A 21,758-nucleotide genomic window follows, 5' to 3' on the forward strand; every position below is an offset into this window, starting at 1 on the left:
TGATCATTCAAATAAGTTGAACTGAGGCGGTGCGCGACTTTCTGGCAAGTCTTTACTATCAGTTTTTGCTGGCATTATTGTCCAAATGGCTGAGTATTTTTTTCAATCACCACCGGATCGTCTATACACGCAATGACCTTAACCACGCCGCCACATTGATCACACATTTCAATATCTATCCCAAAAACACGCTTTAATCTTTGCGCCCAGGTCATTGAGTTACGCTTATTTTTATCGATTTTCTCTTCGACATTATTGTCCAGCATCGACTGCGGCACTGATTTGCTTTGTTTATTATTAGGTGTCACCTCCGCTCTTTGCTTACTGTTTGGTGCAAAAACACCATGAAACCTTGTTAGGTTCACCCTTGGTTTTGGTACCAAGGCCACTAAACGGGCGATAAAATCCAATGGCTCAAAGAGCACGCGAGTGAACCGTCAGGGTCAGGTCTTGCATTATGCAATGTTCGGGAAGGTTAACTATAGCTAGTTAACTTTTTTTACTTTTGGGCTTATTTATGAGCCGACCATTTACGACTTCAGTTTACAGGTGCTTTGTATCATGCCACATCGCGTGGGAATGAACGTAATCCCATTTATCGGGATGATGACGATTTTGCATTGTTTATGACGGTGTTAACATCGGTTTGCGAGCGATTTAATTGGGTTATTCATTCGTATTGTTTAATGACCAACCATTATCATTTATTAGTTGAAACACCAGATGCGAATCTTGCCAAAGGGATGCGGCAGCTTAATGGTGTTTATACTCAGCAGTTTAATCGCAAACACCAACGTGTTGGTCATTTATTTCAAGGCCGTTATAAAAGTATCTTGGTTGATAAAGACAGCTATTTGTTAGAGTTATGCCGTTATATTGTGCTTAATCCGGTGTGCGCAAAAGGCATGGTTGATTCGCCTGTAAAGTGGCCTTGGAGCAGTTATCAGGAAGCCATTGGTGTAAGAGCTTCACCCGAATGGTTGGCAACCGATGCGCTACTTTTATTATTTGCAAAGTCTAGAAAGGTTGCCATAAAGCGTTATATCGAATTTGTTGCGCAAGGATTAGACGTTGATATTTGGCAGAATTTAAAGAATCAGGTGTTTTTAGGTGGCAGCGAGTTTGTGCAACACCATCTAAAAACAGCTGATGAAGATGCTGACTTAATACTCAGCGAAGTGCCTAAAAAGCAAAAGCGCGCGAACACTTTACCACTCAGCCACTTTAAACAAACCTATCAAAAAGACCCAAAACAGTGCATGGCAAAAACTTACTTAGTGGGGCAGCACTCAATGAATAAAATAGCGCAAGAGTTTGGTGTACATTATTCAACTGTGAGTCGAGCTGTTGCACAATGCAAGACCTGACCCCGTTGGTGTTGGTGGTCGTTCGCCTTTTAGTGATTTTATATCCTGTTAAAAAACCTACAGTGGTTGATAATATTTACAAAGACATATTTTAAAATTAAGATTCTGGTCAACATGTCGATATATTGGGTATAACTATAATTGATATGAACAAAAAGATATAAAGGGATTTTTATGAATATTATCGGTAAAAACAACTTTCTAAATAATATGTCTCCTACAGTTAGGACTCAAGACACATCTATAAAACAAGAGTTTGATAAAAATCAAAACACTTCTAACATCAAGAGTAGCTCTCTAGGAACTTATCGTATAGATAGATTACTGGATAAAGTAACATTACATAGTCTTAAGACAGCAAGCGTTAAAAATTTATTTGTGGATGATATAGGAAATAATAATATTAGTAAGACAAACAGCACTCCAACAGGTGCATTAATGTCCATAATGAATAACCCAACGAGTGCCACTAGTAAAAGCAATAATATAATTCAAAATATATTTTCTGAAATCGGTAATTTGAATACCAATCAAAAGCGTTTATTTCTTTCAAATGCACAAAATACTAAAAATGAATTATTTCAACAAGTTTCAGATAATATAGATAAAAAAAAACCGAATAATAAATACATTTCAAATATACCAGACCTACAATTAAGTTTTTCTATTACCACTCAAGATGGAGATAAAATTTCCGTAGACATTAATAAAAATATGTATAAGTCACCTGAAGATGACAAAAACCTATTTGCATTTACCTATCAAGTTGAAGGGGAACTATCTATCAAAGAGCAAAAAGCATTAGATAATTTATATAAAGATATTGGTAAAGTGAGCGATAACTTGTTTACTTCAGTTGAAAATAGAAATATCTCGCAAACAATAAACCTGAAGGAATCTTTTGATAGCTCTATCCTCAGTGGCTTTAATATAAACTTCAGTGGCAAAAATGAAGAGCACAATCCATCTTCGTATAATAAACGTGATGAATTTACTTACAGTTATAAGATAAACCAAGAAACAAATATGCAAACATTGGAAGTTGGAATTGAATTTAAAAAGCAAAATTTGCATTTTGATTTAAATACTTCTCTTACTGGAAGCTATGATGAAGGGCGCCTCAATGCATATATTGACGAAGTAAAGCGAGATACTATTGAGTTTAAAAAAGAGACTATAAAAGACTCCGGAGATTTTATCCAAGAAAACTTAAATATCAATGATAAATTTATGTATGACAGTTTCAAGTCAATGTTTCAAACACAAACCCAGACTAATACTGAACTTGTAAAAGACGCAGACACCTTAAATGCTTTTTATAACAACAGTGTTAATACAGGCTATCACGGTTTACAAAGTAAAAGCGCGGATAGGAAGCAGAAAATATCAACGTTAGCGGATTTTAATTTTAACATTATTGCAAACCATACCAGCCAATTTTTCTTGGAGCAAAAAACTCAAATAACAGAAACTGACAATGGGAAAAACCTAAGCCAAAGCCGCTCATTTGAAGCAATTACTGGTGGACCAATTAGTGATGTTATAGGATTGTTTTATGCAACAAAAGAGTCGAGACATGAGCTATCAGTCAATATTAATAAACAAGGTGCAGTTACCAACCTTGAGCAAACTTCACTAAAAGAGAATGATAGTGTTTATTTGAGTTTTAAAAACACACCAAATAAGGGAAGTACTTATACGACTGCAAATACAAATGAACAGACAAGTAAAGTTAGTATCACAGATAATAAATTTAGAGAAAGTTATCAAAATAGTACAGGTGAAAGGTTTTATGTTGGTCAATGGAAAGAAGATGATAAAATGGGTATTAGAAATTTATTTAGTGTGTCTGTAAATTTTGGCGCGCAATTAAAACTTGACATTATTAGACAACTTTCAACTGAAAAAGACAGTAAGTTTTCAAATTCACATCAAGATATAAGTTTTTCTGCAAAAAAATATATAAACCTTGTTGCTGCAATAAATTAATTAACCGCAGATCTACATAAGAAACTATTTATCTAGCCGAGTTATTCTAATACTCGTGATGAGTTAATTAAATATGGAATTGAAATGGACAGCCTTTCTTATGGTGGCAACAATTTTCACAAGTTAATAAACAATGGTCTATGTAACATCCTGTTGTATTTAAACCATTAGCGATAAGGTAATATCTTCTTATTTATTAACTATTTAGTTAATATGCATAATCAATAAAAGAAAGGCACTTTAGGTGCCTTTTTTATGTCTTGTGAATTAGTGTAATAACCAAAGATACACTTTGTTACAGATGATGGATCTTGTTACGTCAAATTATCAGCTAATAAATATAATGACATGGCGTTTAAAAATTAAAGGAAATAAATACCATGAACATCAATTTAAATAAATTCTCTTTCGCAGCGCTAGCATTATTAGTCACAAGCTTTACAAGTAACTTGTTAGCAGCTGATATTTCTCACACTCTGAGAAAAACACAACAAGATAATACCACTGAAAACTATTTTGAACTGGGTTTAGGGTTAGCCACAGGTGCAGGCCCTACAGTTGAAGAAGATAAAGATAATGAATGGGCAGGCGGCTATCTAATTATAAATGGAAGTTATAATTGGCGCGGATTTTTTATAGAAAAGTTTGGTGAAAGTACAGACCCATTATTATTAGGTTATAACGCTTATACAAGTGATAACTGGTCGTTTGATGTTGTTTTAGCGCCAAAGGGTCGTGGTATTCAAGGTGGTGAGGATGATAGATTTAACGGTTTAGATGATCGCGATTCAGCTACAATGTTTGGTGGCCGTTTAACCGGATATATTCATGATAATATTATACAATTTTCAGTTAAACACAATATAGGTAGTAATCATAATGGCACAACGGCATCAGCTTTAATTGGTCGGAATTGGCAAGTTAGAAATTGGAATTTTCATTCAATGGCTGGTGTACAATTTTTTGATGCTAAATTAAATGATTATTACTTAGGTATCTCTGCTGAAGAAGCTGCAAGAACAGATTTTAACGAGTATACAGCTGGTTCAAACTTCAATCTAACAGCAGAGGTTGGCGTGACTTACCCTATAACAGAAGATTGGGTATTTCGCTCTACCGCACGTTTTGCACAATTTTTAGGAGACAAAACTGATAGTCCTATTTTTGTAGATAAACAAGATAATGCGATGTCACTTTCAACTAACATTAGCTACGTTTTTTAAGAGTACTTGATTATGAAAAAGGACATTTTTATCACTCAAAGAACCTTATAACTGCTATTTAATATCTGCGATAACTTGTTTGCTAATGCCATTCACATCAAGTGCATCGGAGCCTAATGCGAGTCTAGTTGTGACACCTAAAAACTGTGTTGCTTTGCAAGAATAGTTTAATCAAATAGTTTAATCAAATAGTTTAATCAGACATCCACTCTAATTAGCATAATTTTAAAACAGAATCATTCCTACCTATTAAAGGAAAATTAGGATTCATTCAATATCTGAATTCTAAAAATGAGGCATGTTTTACTCAGTGTCTGTATCAAATATCAGCTACTTTTAATTTTTACTGTGTTTTAGGCAAGTGTTTTTCTTTGCAGGTCGCATATTATGTGTTTGGTAGAAGTAAATTGGGTTTTAAGCCAGTAATCGCTCGCAATTACTCACACTTATTCTGCGTTTTATAGCTAAGTGTTCACAATAGCCAGTGAGTGAATTCGGTCGCCCTACTGCGCCTTTGAATACTTTGCTAAATTGCGTGGTGAGTGTGAGCCAGTTTTCGGGGGTAATGTTGAGTCGCTCTAAAATAGGAAGATGATGGTGTTCTATGAGCCCGCGTTTGTCCTCACGCATGCAGCGGCCTGTGAGTTCAACCAGTTCTAAGTAGCTTGTTAGCTCGAATGGTAAGCCTTTAGGCATGTGTTTTCTAGGGCTACCTGCAAAGCGTATTAGCGCTTTGGGTTGTTTGCCCTCTTTAGCTAAGTGGATGCGCTTTTGTATACTGGTATGGTTCGATTCTTCGGGAGTTGTTGCCATTTTTGCCCGTATGGGGTTTAAATCTACGTAGGCCATGCAAGCACCAAGTGCCGCTTCATCAAGTAAGGCCTGGGATTTAAAGCGCCCCTCCCAAAAACGCCCTGTGCATTTATCTTCTCTGTTGGCTTTACGGGCAATGTCTTCATTGAGTATGCGCATAAACCAGCTAATGTCAGCTAACCGTATTCGGTATTGTTCAGTGGTTTGGTTTAAAAATAGTTGCTGGGCTTTATCAAGCTTGTCACCTTGTAGGTATTTTTGTGTCAATAAGGTGCCTTTAAACAGTTTATGCCAGCGAATTATCACCGCTTTATCACTCAAACGTTGGGCTTTTTTATCATCCACAAATAGTACCACATGGGTGTGATTGCTCATCACTGCATAAGCACACACATCAATGCAAAATACTTTGCCAAGAGCAAGTAATTTATCTTCTACCCATTGCCTGCGGTGTTCATAGCTTTTACCAGTAAAAGTGTCTTCACCGCACAAATACGCACGACGAACACAACGAGAAATACAATGGTAGTATTTGGTATCCGTTAAACTCACTTGCCTTTTACGTGCAATTGCCATGGGTGTTTGCCTATCTTTTAAGCTGATTATTAAAACATAGGCCAAAGGATTGGATTGGTCAAATTAGAGTGGGTGTCTTTTTTATTTGTTATAAGCCGCACCCACACTGGTTAGAAATGTTGGGTTACCAACGGTTCCAACAAGCAGCTTAAAAACTCTGCTATTACGAAGCTATATTATGCCCATCGATGGGTAGGTTTTCGTATGCCTAATGTTCAGTAAAACATGCCTTTTTTGAACCATGCCAACCTTACCATGTTTTTTTAAACCCAAAGCAATAAATGCAGCCGAAGTTGTTTTGCCAACTCCTTTAGCACCCATAATCGAAATCACAGGTACACCTTGCGCTAGCAGCATATCACTTTTATGAGTGGACTCACTTTTTCTACTTTAGTTTCTATCCCCATATGCTTTAACCATATTTCATATTTTCATTAGTATAGTTAAAGATGGGAAAGCTATTGGTTATCGTCTCATATCTTTAAATAATGATAGCTCCCATGGACGCATAGCTAATAATAAACCTATATGTTCACGCTTTTCTAATGGTAAAGTAGCATCATCCTGATTTAATATTGCAGCCTCTTTAGTTAATTGATTTAATTTACGTTGAATAATATCGATAGACGACTGAGAGTAAGTTCCCCTTAGATAAAAGCGAAAACTATTAGGTGCCTCAAAAGTTGATGCTATAAACTTTGAAATAACATCTTTTTCCATAAATCGTTCTAATGGACCATTCTTAATCCATCTAAAATCTTGAGCTATTAGTAATTTATAATGATTATCAGGTAATAATTGAATCATCTTTAATTTATCTAACTTAGCCATTAAACGAATGCATTGCAGGGTTTCAATTTTGTAATGTTCGACTATTTCACTGAATGTCCATGCATCACGTACACATACCGCAACTAGAAATAGCTGTGCATCAGCTACTAACTCTTGTTCTTGCTCTATTGTTAATTGTGTGAGTTGTTGGTTTTGTTTTTGTGCAATTAAAAATAAGTCCGATAGGTTCATATTTATTAAGCCGCATATTTGCTCTAAGCGTTCTAATGTAAAACTATTAGACGAAAAAATACGTTTTATATTTGCTTCACTCATATCTAACTGATTAGCGATATCTTTATAGGTTATTTGTTGCTGTCTTAACAGTTGCTTTAAGGTATTGCTGATCTGAATAATTTGACTCATAAACTTTTAAACTTAAAAAGTATCGTAATAATATACTTAAAGTAACTCTATGTTATACATTTAACAAGTAAGTTTACATTACCCTCACCCTGTTCTATTGTTCATCTTGTCAACAACAAAACACACAATAAATACAAGGTGAACAAAAATGAAAAATCTAACAACTTTAAAAACAAGCGCTCTATTAATTTTATCACTAGCAAGCTCAAATGTTATGGCTGACAACTCAGCGCAACATACCAGTAAAGCGGTGAAACATTCCGCTTTAGCTGTCACTCATGGCGTAGCTTCAACAGCAACTGTCGCCAGTGCTGTTGTTGCAGTGCCTTTAATTGTTGCAGGTAGCGCCAGTTTAGCTGCAGGAACTAGCATCGCAGCAAGTAGTGCGAATAGCGGTCCATTAGTTATCACAGAAAAAACAATTACTGTAGACCCTGCTCCGAAAATGGTAATGAAAAAAGATAATAAAAAATAAATAGGATCTCACAAATGAAATCAACTAACGCATTTATTAAAATTATCAGTGCCATATTTTTTATATTAAACCCGATAGCTAGCTGGGCAGGAAGCAATAGTAATCAACAAGCTGTTTTGGACCCTATTGAAATCAAAAATTTTGCTAAAGATGTTGAAAAATATGCAGCATCACAAGGTGCCCGCGCTTTTATTATCGCTCGTGCGGGCAGGCCCGAAAAAGACCTACCTAAAGGCATAAAATTCACTCATATAGCTATTGCGATTTATTCATCTATTACCTTAACTGATGGTGAGCAAGTGAAAGGTTATGCAATTCATAACTTATATCAAAAAGAGGGAGAGTTAAACAAAAGTAGCTTAGTTGTAGATTATCCTGTTGATTTTTTTTGGGGAGTACAATCTTTAAAAGCTGGGCTCATAATTCCGACACCTCAGTTACAACAAAGATTAATAGAAGTTATTGCAACTGGCAAAAATAAGCAAATACACAATGAAGATTATTCAGTAATTGCTAATCCATTTAATGATCAATTTCAGAACTGCACTGAACATACATTAGATGTCATTAACGCTGCCATTTATCAAACAACAGACATAGATAGATTAAAAAACAATGCAAAAGCTTACTTTAAACCACAAAGAGTAAAGATCAGTCCATTTAAGTTAATGCTCGGCAAAATGTTTATGGATGATGTAACAACAAAAGATCATTCTAAAAAAATATATACAGCTACTTTTTCAACAATTGCACAGTATTTAAAAAATAACGAATTATTAGATACTGCGGTTGTTTTTAAGCAGAACAAAATAACACCTTTAATTTAAAGTACTTTAAATAATACATTAATGAGTGAAAGGAAATTACTATGACGACACAAACATAACAGTAGGATCAACAAAACCTTACATGCTCGCTTCAATCATAGCTTTAATAATTGGCATAAGTGCATTTTTTGTAGGATTATTTAATTCACAAATGGCACTTAATGAAAAAGGTTATTATTTAATAATTTTACTCTATGGTTTGTGTTCTATGGTTTCTTTACAAAAAAATTCGCGATACAACACAAAATAAAAGTGATGATAAAAACACATTAAGAGCTTGCTTAAAGGAATATGCTCCTTAGCTTTTTTAATTACTTAGGCAAAATTCAATTTTTACTTTGCAATATGCTAATGTAATTAAACAACAATTAAGAAATCATAGAGATATGACTAATATAAGCTCAAATATTTAGGGGGATCCCCCCCCCTTTTCAACATCTACCTTTGAAGACTAAACCTGTGCCACAAAATCTCTTAATTGCGATAAAGAAACCGCGCCGATTTTAATGTCTACTACCTTGCCTTGCTTCATTAATAGTAATGTGGGAATACCACGAATACCAAAACGAGCCATTAATTTTTGAGATTTATCAGCATCCACCTTAATTACCTTTAAGTCATTTCGTTCCTGCGAAATCGTATCAACAATAGGAGCAATCATTTTACAAGGTCCACACCAAGGCGCATAAAAATCAACTAATACAGCACCTTCGAACGACTCTACTTCATTTTCAAAATCACTTGCCTGTATTTCATTCACATTCAACATATATACCCAAGCCACTTCAAGATGTGAGGTTCAGGACTACTGAGCAATTCATGATCTAGGCGCATCTTTGCATTAATGGTTACTCCCTTAAAAAAAGATGGACCGGCAATATGCTCCTGCATTGCTCTAGTACCTACATCCATGCAGGCAACAACGAGCATGATTTGCTCAGAAGTCCCTGTAAGGTTGGTTTATAAATGCTTTATGCAGCGTTATTGATTTTGAAAAGGGAATAACCATGTTCTTCAATCAATGCCTTGCCTAAAGCATTTCTAATTCCACCTGAATCCTGCATCTTGAAGTGGTTTGGGTATATGCCTCCTTTTATTGATTTAACGACAGTCTAAATAAATTAAATCCATTTGATTAGAGGTTAAACATTAAAAACATTGTTCTATATTTAGAACAATGTTTAAATTTACACTCATAAATTAATTAAAGAGATACTCAATGAAAGCTAACTTAGATGATTTATATATGTTTGTTGTTTTGGTTGAATCTGGTTCATTTACCCTAGCAGCTAAAAAATTAAACATGCCAAAATCTAAATTAAGCCGCCATTTAGTTCAATTAGAAAAAAAACTCGCAACTCAGCTTCTGATCCGAACAACAAGAAGCCAAGAATTAACGCAAAGTGGTCAATTACTTTATCAAAAAAGTAAGCCGCATATTGAAGCATTATATAAAGTTGAAGAAGAAGTAGCGTCTTTTATCAGCGAACCCAAAGGTCAGCTTAATATTTTATTACCTCTTGAATTTTTCAATCGTATTATCAGTGAATTAATAACAGATTTTGCAAAGCAATACCCAAAAATAAGCTTAACTTGCTCTCATTATTCTGGTGACACGCCTGAAATCAATCACACCACAGATCTAACATTTGTATTGCACGAACTCCCTCTACCGACATCAAATTTGATAGGAAAAAATTTATTAAGCTTTCCACAATCATTATTTGCTTCAATAGATTACGATATTACAAAATTATCAAAACCAGAACACTTAGCAAATGAATCGTGTATTTTAGCTAATCCTCTTGAGCAATGGCTTTTTCGTGATAAAGATAAATTACAAACTGTTCCTATCGATGGACGAGTTGTACTTCCTAGCCCTGAAATGCGCTTAGAAGCAATGCACAGAGGTCTAGGTATCGTTAAATTACCAGACTATACTTGCCAAGGTAGCACTACAGTCAAAAAAATAAAACTAACCATAAATCCGGTAGCGCAGCAGCTAAGTGTTTTATATCAAAGCAGAAGTATTCCATTAAAAACACGTGCTTTTTTAGATTTTTTTCAAAACAATATAGGTAGGTTGTCCTAAACTAATGATCATTTATTTGCTCATAATTTCAAAGTATTGTTAACATAGGGCAAGCAACTTCTTATAAAGTCGGTATGATGAAAATATTCTCTTTAAGAAAAAAAGCCAAAAAAGCTTTAGGTAAAAAATTTACATTAAGAGATTTTCATGATGTCGTGCTAAAAAATGGTGCGGTGCCTTTAAATATTTTAGAAACGCTTGTTGAACAATAAAAGCCCAAAACTAAAAGCGGGGGGATAAATATCCTTATAGCACTTAAGAAAAGCGCATTGCTTATATCGATTTAAGTTACTTTTTAAAGCCCTGATTGAGATAAAAACATTGTGAGCGCTTTTAGTCCTTTACCTTTATTACCTATTTTCCATGCTAAGAAACAATCGGCGATATTCCTATCACCTAAATTTATTTCTATCAATTCTCCAGTTTTTAAATATTGCTCAACTCTATAGCGAGGTAAGTAACCTATACCAATACCAGCTAGTTGCGCTGATATTTTTTGCTCTATATTTTGCACATATAATGTTTGCTGACTCTCAATCAAACCCACTGTTCGGGTCACATTTATTTTAGCTGTATCGTGAGTAACAATACGTCTTATATTTTTAAGTTCAGCTTTAAATGCAGTCGTATTTTTCGCTAAATGCGCTTTAGGATGGGTACTTGCAATTACAGGGATCATATCAATTGACTGTAAAGGCACAGCTCTAAATCCTTTTTGCAATGGTACTGGACTAGGTACACCAACAGCTAAATTAACTTCATCATGCTCTAACGCATCCCAACCACCATTTAAAACACTTTCTCTGATATCAATTTCAATTGATGGATGCACTAATAAAAACTTTGACAAAACATTAAAAAAAAGTGCTTTATCTATCACTGATTCAATTGCAATATTAATTTTTGTTTCCCAGCCCGTTGCAACTTGTTTGGCTTTATCTGCTAACTGGTTTGTTGCTTGAAGAATCTGTCTGCCATCTACTAATATCACCTTACCAGCATGAGTCAAAACAGATCTTCGTCCTTGGCGCTCAAATAAAGTGATATTTAATTGTTCTTCTAATTTTTGAACTACATAAGATAATGCTGAAGTTGCTTTATTCAATTCTTCCGCTGCTTTTGCAAAGCTTTGACGCCGATCAATCGCATCTAAAACTGTTAAAGCCTCTATTGTGATTGGGTTCTTCATAAAAATACACATTTAATTGTTCAAATTATTTGAACATTCTAATCTAAAAATCACTGTGTTTTGAATTTTTATATTCAATAAACTGGTTATATCAAATCGACAGAGCACAATAGAGGAATTAATCATGAAACTTTCAACAATGAAACAACTTATACAAAATACAATATTTTCAAAATCAGGTTTAGATACAGTGGCATTACGCTTTGGTGCTGGTGCTATCTTTTTTGCCCATGGCGCACAAAAGCTATTTGGCTGGTTTGAAGGTTATGGATTGGAAGGCACTGGTGGTTGGATGGAATCTATCGGTATTACGCCAGAAATTTTAATGGCTACAATGGTCAGTTCAGCTGAATTTTTTGGTGGTCTATTTTTAATGCTAGGCTTGTTGGTACGCCCTACCTCTATTATATTAGCTATCACTATGTTAGTTGCTATTTTTAGCGTTCATATCAATAACGGTCTATTCATGAGTAATAACGGTTATGAGTTTGCTTTATCTCTATTAATTATCAGCATCAGTTTAGCCTTTAGAGGCGCAGGCAGCTTAAGTGTAGATAAATTAGTAACTAAAAAGTTAGGAGCATAGTCATGGGATTATTACAAAATGGTCAATGGGTTGATGCTTGGTATGAAACTAAAGCAAATAAAGGCGAATTTAAGCGCCAAGTCAGTAAGTTTAGAAATTGGGTCACACATGATGGCAGCGCGGGACCAACTGGTACATCGGGTTTTAAAGCTGAAAAAGACCGCTATCATTTATATGTTTCTTTAGCGTGCCCTTGGGCACATCGCACATTAATTTTCAGAGCATTAAAACAGCTTGAAGATTATATAGATGTCACTGTAGTTGATGTACTTATGGCAAAAAATGGCTGGGAAGTGAGTGATCCTTTATACGATTTTAATTATTTATATCAGTTATATTTAAAAGCTGATGCACAATATGAAGGTCGTGTAACTGTACCTGTTTTATGGGATAAACAAACAAAAAAAATTGTCAGTAATGAATCAGCAGATATCATCAGGATGTTTAATACAGCATTTAATCAGCTTACTAATAACCAAGATGATTATTACCCTAAAGCATTGCAAAATGATATCGACCAATTAAACGAACGTATTTATTCAGATATTAACAATGGTGTATATCGTAGTGGCTTTGCTACAACGCAAAATGCTTATAAACTCGCTTATCATACGCTTTTTGATGCTTTAGATTGGATTGAAAATATATTAACAAACAACCGATACTTAACTGGCGATACGATCACCGAAGCTGATTGGAGACTATTTACAACACTCATACGTTTTGATGCTGTATATCATGGCCATTTTAAGTGTAATAAACAAAAGCTAGCTGACTACCCAACTATCAGTGGTTATATCCGTGAGCTTTATCAAATTAAAGGCATTCAAAAGACAGTAGATATGGCTCATATAAAAGATCATTACTACAAAAGCCATACCAGCATTAACCCTACAGGTGTTGTACCTATCGGTCCTGAACTTAATTTTATGCAACCCCATGGGCGTGATGAAATAAATAAAGCTGGAGTTAAGTCATGAGAAAACTCAAACAAGTCATTAATGCTTTCGCTTCTCAGGATGGTGATGGAGTTATTATTCATAGAGTCGGTGGACAGCATACTCACCAGTTTTTAAACCCATTTTTAATGTTAGATGAAATCAACTCAGACAATGCCAGTGATTACATAGGTGGATTTCCAGCACACCCTCATAGAGGTTTTGAAACTATCACTTATATGAAAGTTGGTAAAATGCGTCATAAAGATAATATGGGTAATAACGGCATCATTGAAAGTGGAGATGTACAATGGATGACAGCTGGTAAAGGTGTTATTCATTCAGAAATGCCTGAACAAGAAAATGGCTTATTGCATGGTTTTCAAATTTGGTTAAATTTACCAGCTAACGAAAAGCTAAAAGCCGCAGCTTATAGGGACTTGCGTAATAAAGATATTCCTAAATTACATTTAACATCTGGCGGTAAAGTCAGTGCAGTTTCGGGCTCTGTGCTTGTTGATGCACAACAAATTACGGGCCCTTTACCTGAACTTTCAACTCAGCCAGTATTTTTAGATATAGAACTTAATGAAAACGAAGCTATATCACTTAAATTTAACTGCCATAATCCTGCATTAGTCTTTATTTATCAAGGTGATTCAACTCAACTGAAATATCGTCAGATGGGGCTTTATTCCACTGGTGAAACCTTGTCTATACAAGCAAAAAATAATGGATTAAAGGCTATCATTTTAAGCGGTACACCTATTCACGATCCGATAGTGCAATATGGTCCATTTGTTATGAATTCTAGAGAAGAAATTAACCAAGCTATATTTGATTATCAAAACAATCAATTTGTATGATATATCAAAGCAACATGCATGCAATTTATTAAGGTGCTATCGCCTCAGTATGGAGCCATTAATAAATTGCATTCTAGAAATCGTGTAAGTTACTTTATTGAACAAGTTAAATAACTATAATAACTATGGCTTAAGAAACTCCTGAGTTTTAACAACTTGCTCTCTTTGAGAAAAGGTAAGCATTTGCTCGGCAACTGCCCCTGAGTTTCCAGATTGATAAATTTCAGATAAAACATGTTTCATACCTGCCATCGCAGCTCGCTGTAAATCTGAAGGAATTATTATCAATTGATAACCAAGTTCTTTTAAACGTTCACTGGATACTAAAGGTGTTTTACCACTGTGAAACATATTAATCAATTTTGGACCAGGTACTTGCTGCGCTATTAACTCTATCTGCTCAAGGGTTTCTGGTGCTTCAACAAAAATCATATCGGCACCCGCTGCTACATATTGTTTAGCTCTTTTTAGCGCATCTTCAAACCCAGTAACGGCAATTGCATCAGTACGTGCAATTATCAACATGCTATCAGCATATTTTTTTGCAACTGCTATTTTTTGTTGCATTTCTTTAATACTTATCAGCAACTTACCATCTAAATGACCACAGCGCTTAGGGAACTGCTGATCTTCTAAATGCAATGCAGCTACTCCTGCATTATTAAATAATTCTACTGTGCGTTTAACATTGATTTCATTACCAAAGCCCGTGTCAGCATCGGCAATAACAGGTAAGTTAGTCGCTTCAACTATTTGCCTCACTCTGTCAGCTACCTCAGTTAAGGTAAGTAAACCAATATCTGGCACACCACAGCTTCGAGCAATAGCCCCACCACTTGCATAAATTGCACTAAAACCTGCTTGCTCTGCTAAACGGGTAGATAAACCATCAAATACACCCGGTGCTGTTACTATTTCTTGCTGTTTAATTAATTCAACTAATCTATTGTTTTTCATAAAATATACCTGTTTCAAAAATTCAACATTCCAAGTAGACCCATAAAGCTAAGTTACTTGATTACTTTATTGAATAAACAGCATATACTGACAACATATGTCTTTCTTACTAAAAAAGTGCTTTTTATGTCGATTAACGGACACGACTGGCTATTATTTAAACCTAGGCTGAGTATATTCAAAAAACTGCCTTATCCTGTTTTTATGAAAGCCAAAGACTTGCCACCTAGAGGAAAAGTGATTGGTCATAAACATGATTGGGACCAATTAATCTATGCTGCCTCAGGATTATTAGCAGTCAGTTGTATTAAAGGTGACCATCTTATTCCATCCGGTCAAGCAATTTGGATCCCAGCCAATCAACTTCATAGTATTGCTACAATCAATGGTGCAAAACTTCGTAGCGTACATTTACAAAAAGGCCTAATAGATCAATTAGCTAAAGATATTACAGTATTAAAAATTGATAGTTTAACCAGAGAGTTAATTAGCAAGGCAAGCTACTTTTCATTTTCTGAAACCATCAACTCTAGTTTTACCAAACAACAAAATCGCTTGCTGAATGTGCTTGTAGATGAAATATCTCAACTCGAAGAAGTGCCTTTATGCTTACCTTTATCAAACGACTCTTTATTGTTACCAATTCTTATCTGGCAGCAAAAAAAACCTGACAGTAATAAAACACTGGAAATGTGGTCAGATGAACTAGGAGCGAGTACCAAAACAATCTCAAGACGATTTAAATCAAAGCTCGGCATTAACTTCACTAAGTGGCGAGAGCAATTAAGGTTACATAAAGCAATTCAATGGTTAAGTGAAAACAGATCTGTTACTGATGTGTCTTTAAGTTTAGGGTATGAGTCATTACCTGCATTTATTCAAATGTTTAAACGACAAACGGGCACTACCCCTGGAAAATTTATCAATACTAAATAAAAAATTTGCCAGTTTGCTTTATTTCATCTCCTCTATTCAAAAAAATATTAAAAAACTTAATTTTTTCTAATAAATAAACTTACCCATCAAGCATAACATTATGATTTAAAAGATTTATGAATAAGAAATCATGAATACCCTCAAAACCTTTTTATCGAATTAAAATACATTTACTTTATGGGGTAGCTATTTCCGATAAGTTCCCTAAATAACAGTTAAAAAATAGCAAATTATTAATCGTAAAATCTGTATAGCCGGTTATTTCCGTGACGGTTATTAATACAATTATCAACTTTGAGACTGAAATAAAAAAAATAATACCTATTCTAGCTGGATTAACCACCTTGCATGGCATGCAAATATAGTGATCACTGAATATATACCCATGATACCTAAAAATGCGCGATTTCAGCGAGAATTAAACAGGATTTAAGTAAGGCATTAATTGAAGATAATAGTTGTTCCCTTATCAAAATTAATAACGCAGCATAAACCCTATTTAAATTCGCCGAGAGGGAACTTCTGAGCAAACTCACTTCATCGTTGCCTTGAATTGGACTCGCTCAGATAGCTCTGAAACATGCATATTGAAGTAACATGGGTATACTTACTACCTTTCTTATAAAAACTTGTCGTATTTTTATTAATCATTTGAAACAGCATCGTTTTTAATAGATATTAAAGTTACTATGAATTTATATCTGATAACTATGTTTAAAATAATAAAAATACCTACATTACTTTTTTTAGCTGCATCCTTAGTACCAAATATACATGCTAAAACGCCACTAGATGAAAACGAAAAAAATATCGTTAAATACGTTGAATTAGCCATACCACAAGCGCTTAAAGAAATAGAACAAGCGGTTAATATCAATAGTGGCTCAATGAATATTGAAGGTGTAAAACAAGTAGGCTTATTAGCTAAACAACAACTGTTAGAAATAGGCTTTGACGTTCAATGGCTTGATGGCAGCAGATTTAATCGCGCAGGTCATATTTTAGCGACTCATAACAGTAATAACCCTAACGCGCTTAAAGTTTTAATGATCGGTCATTTAGATACCGTATTTGCCAAAAATGATGATTTTCAAAAATTTAAAATGCTTAGTGATACCCAAGCCACAGGCCCAGGTATTGCAGATATGAAAGGCGGTAATACCATAATTATTTCAGCAATGCGTATCTTAAAAAAACTGAACTTACTAGGTAACATGAGTATAAAAATCCTACTAACAGGAGATGAAGAAAGTAGCGGTCGCCCTTTATCTTTATCTAAAAAAGCCATTGTAGATGGCGCAATTTGGGCTGATATTGCATTAGGTTTTGAAAATGGTGATAACAATATCAATACCGGTATGGCTGCACGTAGAGGCTATACCGGTTGGACTTTGCATGTATCCGGCAAACCAGCGCATTCATCTCAAATATTTAATGATGAAATAGGCTACGGTGCAATTTATGAAACAGCTCGAATTTTAGAAGCTTTTAGAGCCCAACTAGAACAAGAAAAAAACTTAACTTTTAATCCAGGCATAATAATTGGTGGTACCAATATAGATTACGATAAAGCAAAATATACTGGTTCTGCATTTGGTAAAAGTAATGTGATTGCACAAACCACTAAAGTAAGAGGTGATTTAAGAGCGCTTTCAAATAAACAGCTTAAAAAAGCCAAACAAATCATGCAAAATATCGTTAAAAATAACTTAAATCATACAAGTGCAGAACTTGTTTTTGAAGCTGGCTATCCACCTATGGCACTGACACAAGGCAATTTAGATTTATTGGCGCAATATAGCCAAGTTAGTCAAGATTTAGGTTATAACGCAGTAAAACCTGCTAACCCTCGCAAAGCTGGCGCAGCAGATATTTCATTTGCAGCAGAGTATGTTGATATGTCACTAGATGGCTTAGGTTTAATGGGATCAGGCGCACATACTAAAAATGAAACGGCCGATTTAACTACATTAAATAAAAATATAGCAAAAACAGCGATATTGATTTATCGCCTATCTAATCAAAAATAACAGCTTATTTGATATAAGTTATATACAAAAAAGCCATAAACATTAAAATGTTGATGGCTTTTTTATTGAATCCTAAATTTCCTATTTAATTATTTAAAGCGTAACCGCCTTTAAGGTGGCCTACATTTTTATAACCTAAACGTGCTAATGCTTGCGCTGCAACATGAGAGCGACTACCACTACGACATACTAATACTAACTGCTCTGATTTATCTTGATGCGCGCCAATAAAGTCAACCAAGCGTGTAAGCGGTACGTTTGTACCAAATTTTTGTGCATGGCCTAATGCATATTCATGTGGTTCTCTAATATCAATTAAAGTCATGCCATTTGATTGTGACATGGCATCAGATAATGTTTGTGAATTATAGTCGGTAACAGGTTTTTTATTACAAGACTCAACAAACGCACCACACATGATTTCACTACCTACTTCATCATTGATATTAGTATCTAATGCTATTTTTTTTGTTACAAAATCAGTAACTTCAATCTCTTTATTTATCACTTTAGTTAATAAGCAATTACGATCCATTTCTGCCGCTATCGTAGTCACAAACTCATTATGGTAATCATGACTAGCACACAACAAGCTCTCATTGCCTATTATACTGTGCAATAACTGAATACTTTCAAGCATGTGTTCTGAACTACTGGTTGAGAAGTTAGTGCGACCTAAGCTGCCCATTAAAATCATATCGCCACAAAATACATATTCTGTTTTAAGTTCATTATTTTTTTCAGAGCATAAAATTAAGCTAATGCTGTCATCTGTATGACCTGGTGTTGCTACTTTAACTAAATACTTTTCACCTACTTTGATCATCGGGTAACTCTGACCATTTAAAGTTTTAGTACCACACGCGATAGGCCAACCAAGTGAATCAGTATTTTGTGTTAAGTCTAAATTATTAACCAATTGACCTCGGTCCGATACATGATCCGCATGGCCATGAGTATCTATCGCTGCTGTTAAAGTTAAGTTTTGGCAATTTAATACTGTAGATAATCTTTCAGTAATTTCAGATAAAGGATCAATCACAACTGCAGATTTAGTTGCTTTGTCTACGTATAACCAAGTACAACTACCACCTACTTTAAATTGAACTAACCCCTCAAGATCTGCCTTAGTATTAACATCATTTGCATCAAAAGTTAAACAGCTTTGACCTAATGCTTGAGCTGATTGAACAATACGCTCACATGCAGTATCAATTTGTGTTTGCGTCATCGCAGGGCCAAATGACATACGAATTGCTGACTCACTTTGCCATGCAGGTAAACCCATCGCATCTAACACAAAACTACGGGTTACTTTAGAACTACAAGCTGATCCAGAACTGACACGAATATTTGCGGCATCAAATAAATCCATCATTTCTTTTGAGCTAAAACCTGGAATGGCAAAATTTAATGTTGTTGGCACACTGTTTTTAAAACTGTGGTTAAATACGACTTCAGGGAAAGACTGTTTAAGCGCAGTTGTTAGTTGCTCTCTAAAGCTATGTAACTGTTCAACATCAGTAAATGATTCATCATTGGTTGATAACAACATATCAAAAATTACATTTAGTGCAGCTAAGCCCGGTAAGTTCTCTGTACCTGAGCGTAACCCCCCTTCTTGACCACCACCAGCAATAAATGGTGTAAAAGGTGCATTTTCACGAATATAAACAAAACCTATACCTTTAGGACCGTATAACTTATGACCACTAAAAGGTGCGTAATCAATACTGGTATTTGCTAACTCTAAAGATGTTTTACCAAGCGCTTGAACACAATCAACCATCCAATATATGCCAGCATTATTATCACGGATTACTTGCTCTAAACGTGCTAAATCTTGATAAACACCCGTTTCATTATTAACCGCCATAGTACAAATCATCAAAGCGCTTGGTACTTCATTGGCGATGAATTCTAAATCGAGGTCACCTTCATTGTTTACCGGAATCGCTTTTACTTCAGCATTAATTTCAAGAATATTATTCCAATGCTTTAACGACTCAGGAACCGCTTTATGCTCGGTCGCACCATATAAAATTGTGTATTTCTTACCAGCTTGCATTTGTGACTTAGCACTATAAAGTCCAGATAAAATACCTGTTTGAATACCTTCAGTCGCACCACTGGTAAAAATTACCGAGCCATTACCCGAGCCTAAAACCTTTTTAGCCTTATCGCGTGCATTATCCATAATCTGCTTCGCTTGCAGACCAGAAATATGGCTACTACTTGGATTACCAAACATGGTTTCCATAGTTGTAAGCGCTGCAGCTGCTGCTTTTGGCAATACAGGCGTCGTTGCATTTGCATCGAGATAAATTTGGCTTAAAGAATTTTGGGCAGTCATATACAGGCTCTTTATATTGATTCAATCAAATATAACTAAATGATATAAGTAATTACATATAGATATATTAACAAGATAACATCACGATTCAAGCATTAATTTGCACTTAAAATAAGCATCATAAAAACAAGTCATATAAAACAGGTGCATAGCGGGATTGAATTAAAATAAAATTCAATGAATTTTGAGCGAACATGAGTGTTAATCTAAAAACAGCAAATAAAATAAATATAGCATAGAGAATATAGCCAATATAACAGAGATTAAAATATCCCGATCTCAAACTTTACATACATCAAATAACCTACAATTTTTATATGCTTTTCTATATTCCTTATTATTACAAACACATCATTTTCGATCGCTTCACAGGTTTGCTAGCGGCTTCCTTCCGAACTATCTTTCGCGATTTAGTTATTGTCATTCGCTAGTAGTTAAGTTTTAATAACAATCAATTATTAAACGATTATCTTTCTACTGAGGACTTCACCTCATAAGTTATTGACCATGTCGGGCGTACACTAAGCAAAGTAATCTGACATATTATAGTGTGCCTCCATTTCGCTACACCACACTTTAAAATACAGCTGTTAACAGCGTTATAACAATAAGGTGGTATCGGTGCTAACTTTAGCTAAAAAAAATGTCCCATTTATATTTCTTGCTATTATTTGCGCTTTCTGGACTTTTTTCTATCAAAGTTCGAATGCTCTGAATGAATATGGCGGAGAAAAGCCTGAATGGCTGTTATTAATTGACGGCTTAATTGTTTTACCTGTTTTATGTTTTTTGTGCGTTAAAGATAAGAAAGAACCAGCCATTAAAGCCGTAGCATATGGTTGCCTAATTATATTGCTTGGTAGCTTTATTATCCCTGAAAGCTCAAAAGTCGCATGGCCTTACCTAGAATCATTGCGTTACTTTGCTATTGCTGCATTCATCATTTTAGAAGTTACAACTATTTTTACAGTTCTATTTGCTATCAAGGCTTCGCTAACTAAAGAAAAAGATCCTGATATAGCTATTTCACAGCCAATTGAAAATATTGTAGGTAAAGGAGTTATAAGTGCATTGCTATCTTTTGAGGCTAGAGTTTGGACATATACCCAAACCACTTCAAGATGCAGGATTCAGTTGGAATTAGAAATGCTTTAGGCAAGGCATTGATTGAAGAACATGGTTATTCCCTTTTCAAAATCAATAACGCTGCATAAAGTATTTATAAACCAACCTTACAGGGACTTCTGAGCAAATCATGCTCGTTGTTGCCTGCATGGATGTAGGTACTAGAGCAATGCAGGAGCATATTGCCGGTCCATCTTTTTTTAAGGGAGTAACCATTAA

General features: G+C 34.9%; 19 protein-coding genes and 3 pseudogenes. 14 read left to right on the plus strand and 8 right to left on the minus strand.

Annotation, left to right across the window (positions count from 1 at the left end; translation table 11 throughout):
- Positions 1 to 3 precede the first annotated feature (3 nt).
- A pseudogene (locus CJF42_RS06960) lies at positions 4 to 431 on the minus strand (transposase); the annotation flags it as partial.
- Between the two features lie 123 nt (positions 432 to 554).
- On the opposite strand from CJF42_RS06960, the gene CJF42_RS06965 reads away from it, so the two are divergent.
- The 3 genes from CJF42_RS06965 to CJF42_RS06975 all read left to right on the plus strand — a co-directional run bounded on the left by CJF42_RS06965 (position 555) and on the right by CJF42_RS06975 (position 4,579).
- Positions 555 to 1,367, plus strand: a complete 813-nt coding sequence (locus tag CJF42_RS06965; protein WP_095365987.1) for a transposase — start codon at positions 555 to 557, stop codon at positions 1,365 to 1,367.
- Positions 1,368 to 1,541: 174 nt separating this feature from the next.
- Positions 1,542 to 3,356, plus strand: coding sequence for a hypothetical protein (locus CJF42_RS06970; protein ID WP_095365988.1), 1,815 nt, complete (start codon positions 1,542 to 1,544; stop codon positions 3,354 to 3,356).
- 380 nt (positions 3,357 to 3,736) lie between these two features.
- A complete protein-coding gene (locus CJF42_RS06975; RefSeq protein ID WP_095365989.1) occupies positions 3,737 to 4,579 on the plus strand; it encodes a MipA/OmpV family protein in 843 nt (280 codons plus the stop codon).
- A gap of 414 nt (positions 4,580 to 4,993) precedes the next feature.
- Here the strand turns inward: CJF42_RS06975 and CJF42_RS06980 are convergent, their stop codons facing one another.
- Both CJF42_RS06980 and CJF42_RS06990 read right to left on the minus strand, forming a co-directional pair.
- Positions 4,994 to 5,968, minus strand: coding sequence for a transposase (locus tag CJF42_RS06980; RefSeq protein ID WP_095365990.1), 975 nt, complete (start codon positions 5,966 to 5,968; stop codon positions 4,994 to 4,996).
- A 465-nt stretch (positions 5,969 to 6,433) separates the two neighbouring features.
- Complete coding sequence (locus tag CJF42_RS06990; RefSeq protein WP_095365992.1) at positions 6,434 to 7,165, minus strand: helix-turn-helix domain-containing protein; 732 nt, start codon at positions 7,163 to 7,165, stop codon at positions 6,434 to 6,436.
- Positions 7,166 to 7,313: 148 nt separating this feature from the next.
- Here CJF42_RS06990 and CJF42_RS06995 point away from each other — a divergent pair, with 148 nt between their 5' ends.
- The 3 genes and pseudogenes from CJF42_RS06995 to CJF42_RS07005 form a co-directional block, all read left to right on the plus strand.
- Positions 7,314 to 7,640 carry a hypothetical protein gene (locus CJF42_RS06995; RefSeq protein WP_095365993.1) on the plus strand — a complete coding sequence of 109 codons (327 nt, stop codon included), beginning with the start codon at positions 7,314 to 7,316 and terminating at the stop codon, positions 7,638 to 7,640.
- Between the two features lie 14 nt (positions 7,641 to 7,654).
- Entirely contained in the window at positions 7,655 to 8,467 is an 813-nt protein-coding gene (locus CJF42_RS07000; RefSeq protein ID WP_095365994.1) for a DUF2145 domain-containing protein, read from the plus strand.
- Between the two features lie 82 nt (positions 8,468 to 8,549).
- Positions 8,550 to 8,702: pseudogene (locus tag CJF42_RS07005) on the plus strand (YiaA/YiaB family inner membrane protein); the annotation flags it as partial.
- 216 nt (positions 8,703 to 8,918) lie between these two features.
- Here the strand turns inward: CJF42_RS07005 and trxA are convergent.
- Positions 8,919 to 9,236: a thioredoxin gene (gene trxA, locus CJF42_RS07010; RefSeq protein ID WP_095365995.1), complete on the minus strand. Its 318-nt coding sequence runs from the start codon at positions 9,234 to 9,236 to the stop codon at positions 8,919 to 8,921.
- Positions 9,230 to 9,397 carry a hypothetical protein gene (locus CJF42_RS27300; RefSeq protein ID WP_170940511.1) on the minus strand — a complete coding sequence of 56 codons (168 nt, stop codon included), beginning with the start codon at positions 9,395 to 9,397 and terminating at the stop codon, positions 9,230 to 9,232. Before CJF42_RS27300 ends, trxA begins: the two co-directional genes overlap by 7 nt.
- Positions 9,398 to 9,686: 289 nt before the next feature.
- On the opposite strand from CJF42_RS27300, the gene CJF42_RS07015 reads away from it, so the two are divergent.
- Positions 9,687 to 10,559, plus strand: coding sequence for a LysR family transcriptional regulator (locus CJF42_RS07015; protein WP_095365996.1), 873 nt, complete (start codon positions 9,687 to 9,689; stop codon positions 10,557 to 10,559).
- Positions 10,560 to 10,594: 35 nt separating this feature from the next.
- Positions 10,595 to 10,771 (plus strand): annotated as a pseudogene (locus CJF42_RS07020) (DUF885 family protein); the annotation flags it as partial.
- Between the two features lie 83 nt (positions 10,772 to 10,854).
- On the opposite strand, the gene CJF42_RS07025 reads toward CJF42_RS07020, so the two are convergent.
- Positions 10,855 to 11,748, minus strand: a complete 894-nt coding sequence (locus tag CJF42_RS07025; RefSeq protein ID WP_095365997.1) for a LysR substrate-binding domain-containing protein — start codon at positions 11,746 to 11,748, stop codon at positions 10,855 to 10,857.
- A 139-nt stretch (positions 11,749 to 11,887) separates the two neighbouring features.
- Between CJF42_RS07025 and CJF42_RS07030 the strand changes: the two genes are divergently transcribed.
- Genes CJF42_RS07030 through CJF42_RS07040 form a run of 3 tightly spaced genes read left to right on the plus strand, consistent with a single transcriptional unit; the run spans position 11,888 to position 14,138 of the window.
- Positions 11,888 to 12,334 carry a DoxX family protein gene (locus CJF42_RS07030; RefSeq protein WP_095366005.1) on the plus strand — a complete coding sequence of 149 codons (447 nt, stop codon included), beginning with the start codon at positions 11,888 to 11,890 and terminating at the stop codon, positions 12,332 to 12,334.
- Between the two features lie 2 nt (positions 12,335 to 12,336).
- Positions 12,337 to 13,314 carry a glutathione S-transferase family protein gene (locus tag CJF42_RS07035; protein ID WP_095365998.1) on the plus strand — a complete coding sequence of 326 codons (978 nt, stop codon included), beginning with the start codon at positions 12,337 to 12,339 and terminating at the stop codon, positions 13,312 to 13,314.
- Entirely contained in the window at positions 13,311 to 14,138 is an 828-nt protein-coding gene (locus tag CJF42_RS07040) for a pirin family protein (protein WP_095365999.1), read from the plus strand. The genes CJF42_RS07035 and CJF42_RS07040 overlap by 4 nt, the downstream gene beginning before the upstream one ends.
- 123 nt (positions 14,139 to 14,261) lie before the next feature.
- Here the strand turns inward: CJF42_RS07040 and CJF42_RS07045 are convergent, their stop codons facing one another.
- The gene (locus tag CJF42_RS07045) at positions 14,262 to 15,095 is read right to left on the minus strand and encodes an isocitrate lyase/PEP mutase family protein (protein WP_095366000.1); all 834 of its coding nucleotides are present in this window, start codon (positions 15,093 to 15,095) and stop codon (positions 14,262 to 14,264) included.
- Between the two features lie 126 nt (positions 15,096 to 15,221).
- On the opposite strand from CJF42_RS07045, the gene CJF42_RS07050 reads away from it, so the two are divergent.
- Positions 15,222 to 16,031 (plus strand): AraC family transcriptional regulator, encoded by an 810-nt coding sequence (locus tag CJF42_RS07050; RefSeq protein WP_095366001.1) that lies wholly within the window; start codon positions 15,222 to 15,224, stop codon positions 16,029 to 16,031.
- A gap of 710 nt (positions 16,032 to 16,741) precedes the next feature.
- Positions 16,742 to 18,061, plus strand: coding sequence for a M20/M25/M40 family metallo-hydrolase (locus tag CJF42_RS07055; protein ID WP_095366002.1), 1,320 nt, complete (start codon positions 16,742 to 16,744; stop codon positions 18,059 to 18,061).
- Positions 18,062 to 18,146: 85 nt separating this feature from the next.
- On the opposite strand, the gene CJF42_RS07060 is transcribed toward CJF42_RS07055, so the two are convergent.
- A complete protein-coding gene (locus tag CJF42_RS07060) occupies positions 18,147 to 20,414 on the minus strand; it encodes an aminotransferase class V-fold PLP-dependent enzyme (protein WP_095366003.1) in 2,268 nt (755 codons plus the stop codon).
- A gap of 621 nt (positions 20,415 to 21,035) precedes the next feature.
- On the opposite strand from CJF42_RS07060, the gene CJF42_RS07065 reads away from it, so the two are divergent.
- The gene (locus tag CJF42_RS07065; protein WP_212668783.1) at positions 21,036 to 21,569 is read left to right on the plus strand and encodes a hypothetical protein; all 534 of its coding nucleotides are present in this window, start codon (positions 21,036 to 21,038) and stop codon (positions 21,567 to 21,569) included.
- Positions 21,570 to 21,758: the final 189 nt, after the last annotated feature.

It is taken from the genome of Pseudoalteromonas sp. NBT06-2 (assembly GCF_002276045.1).
Taxonomy (GTDB): Bacteria; Pseudomonadota; Gammaproteobacteria; order Enterobacterales; family Alteromonadaceae; genus Pseudoalteromonas.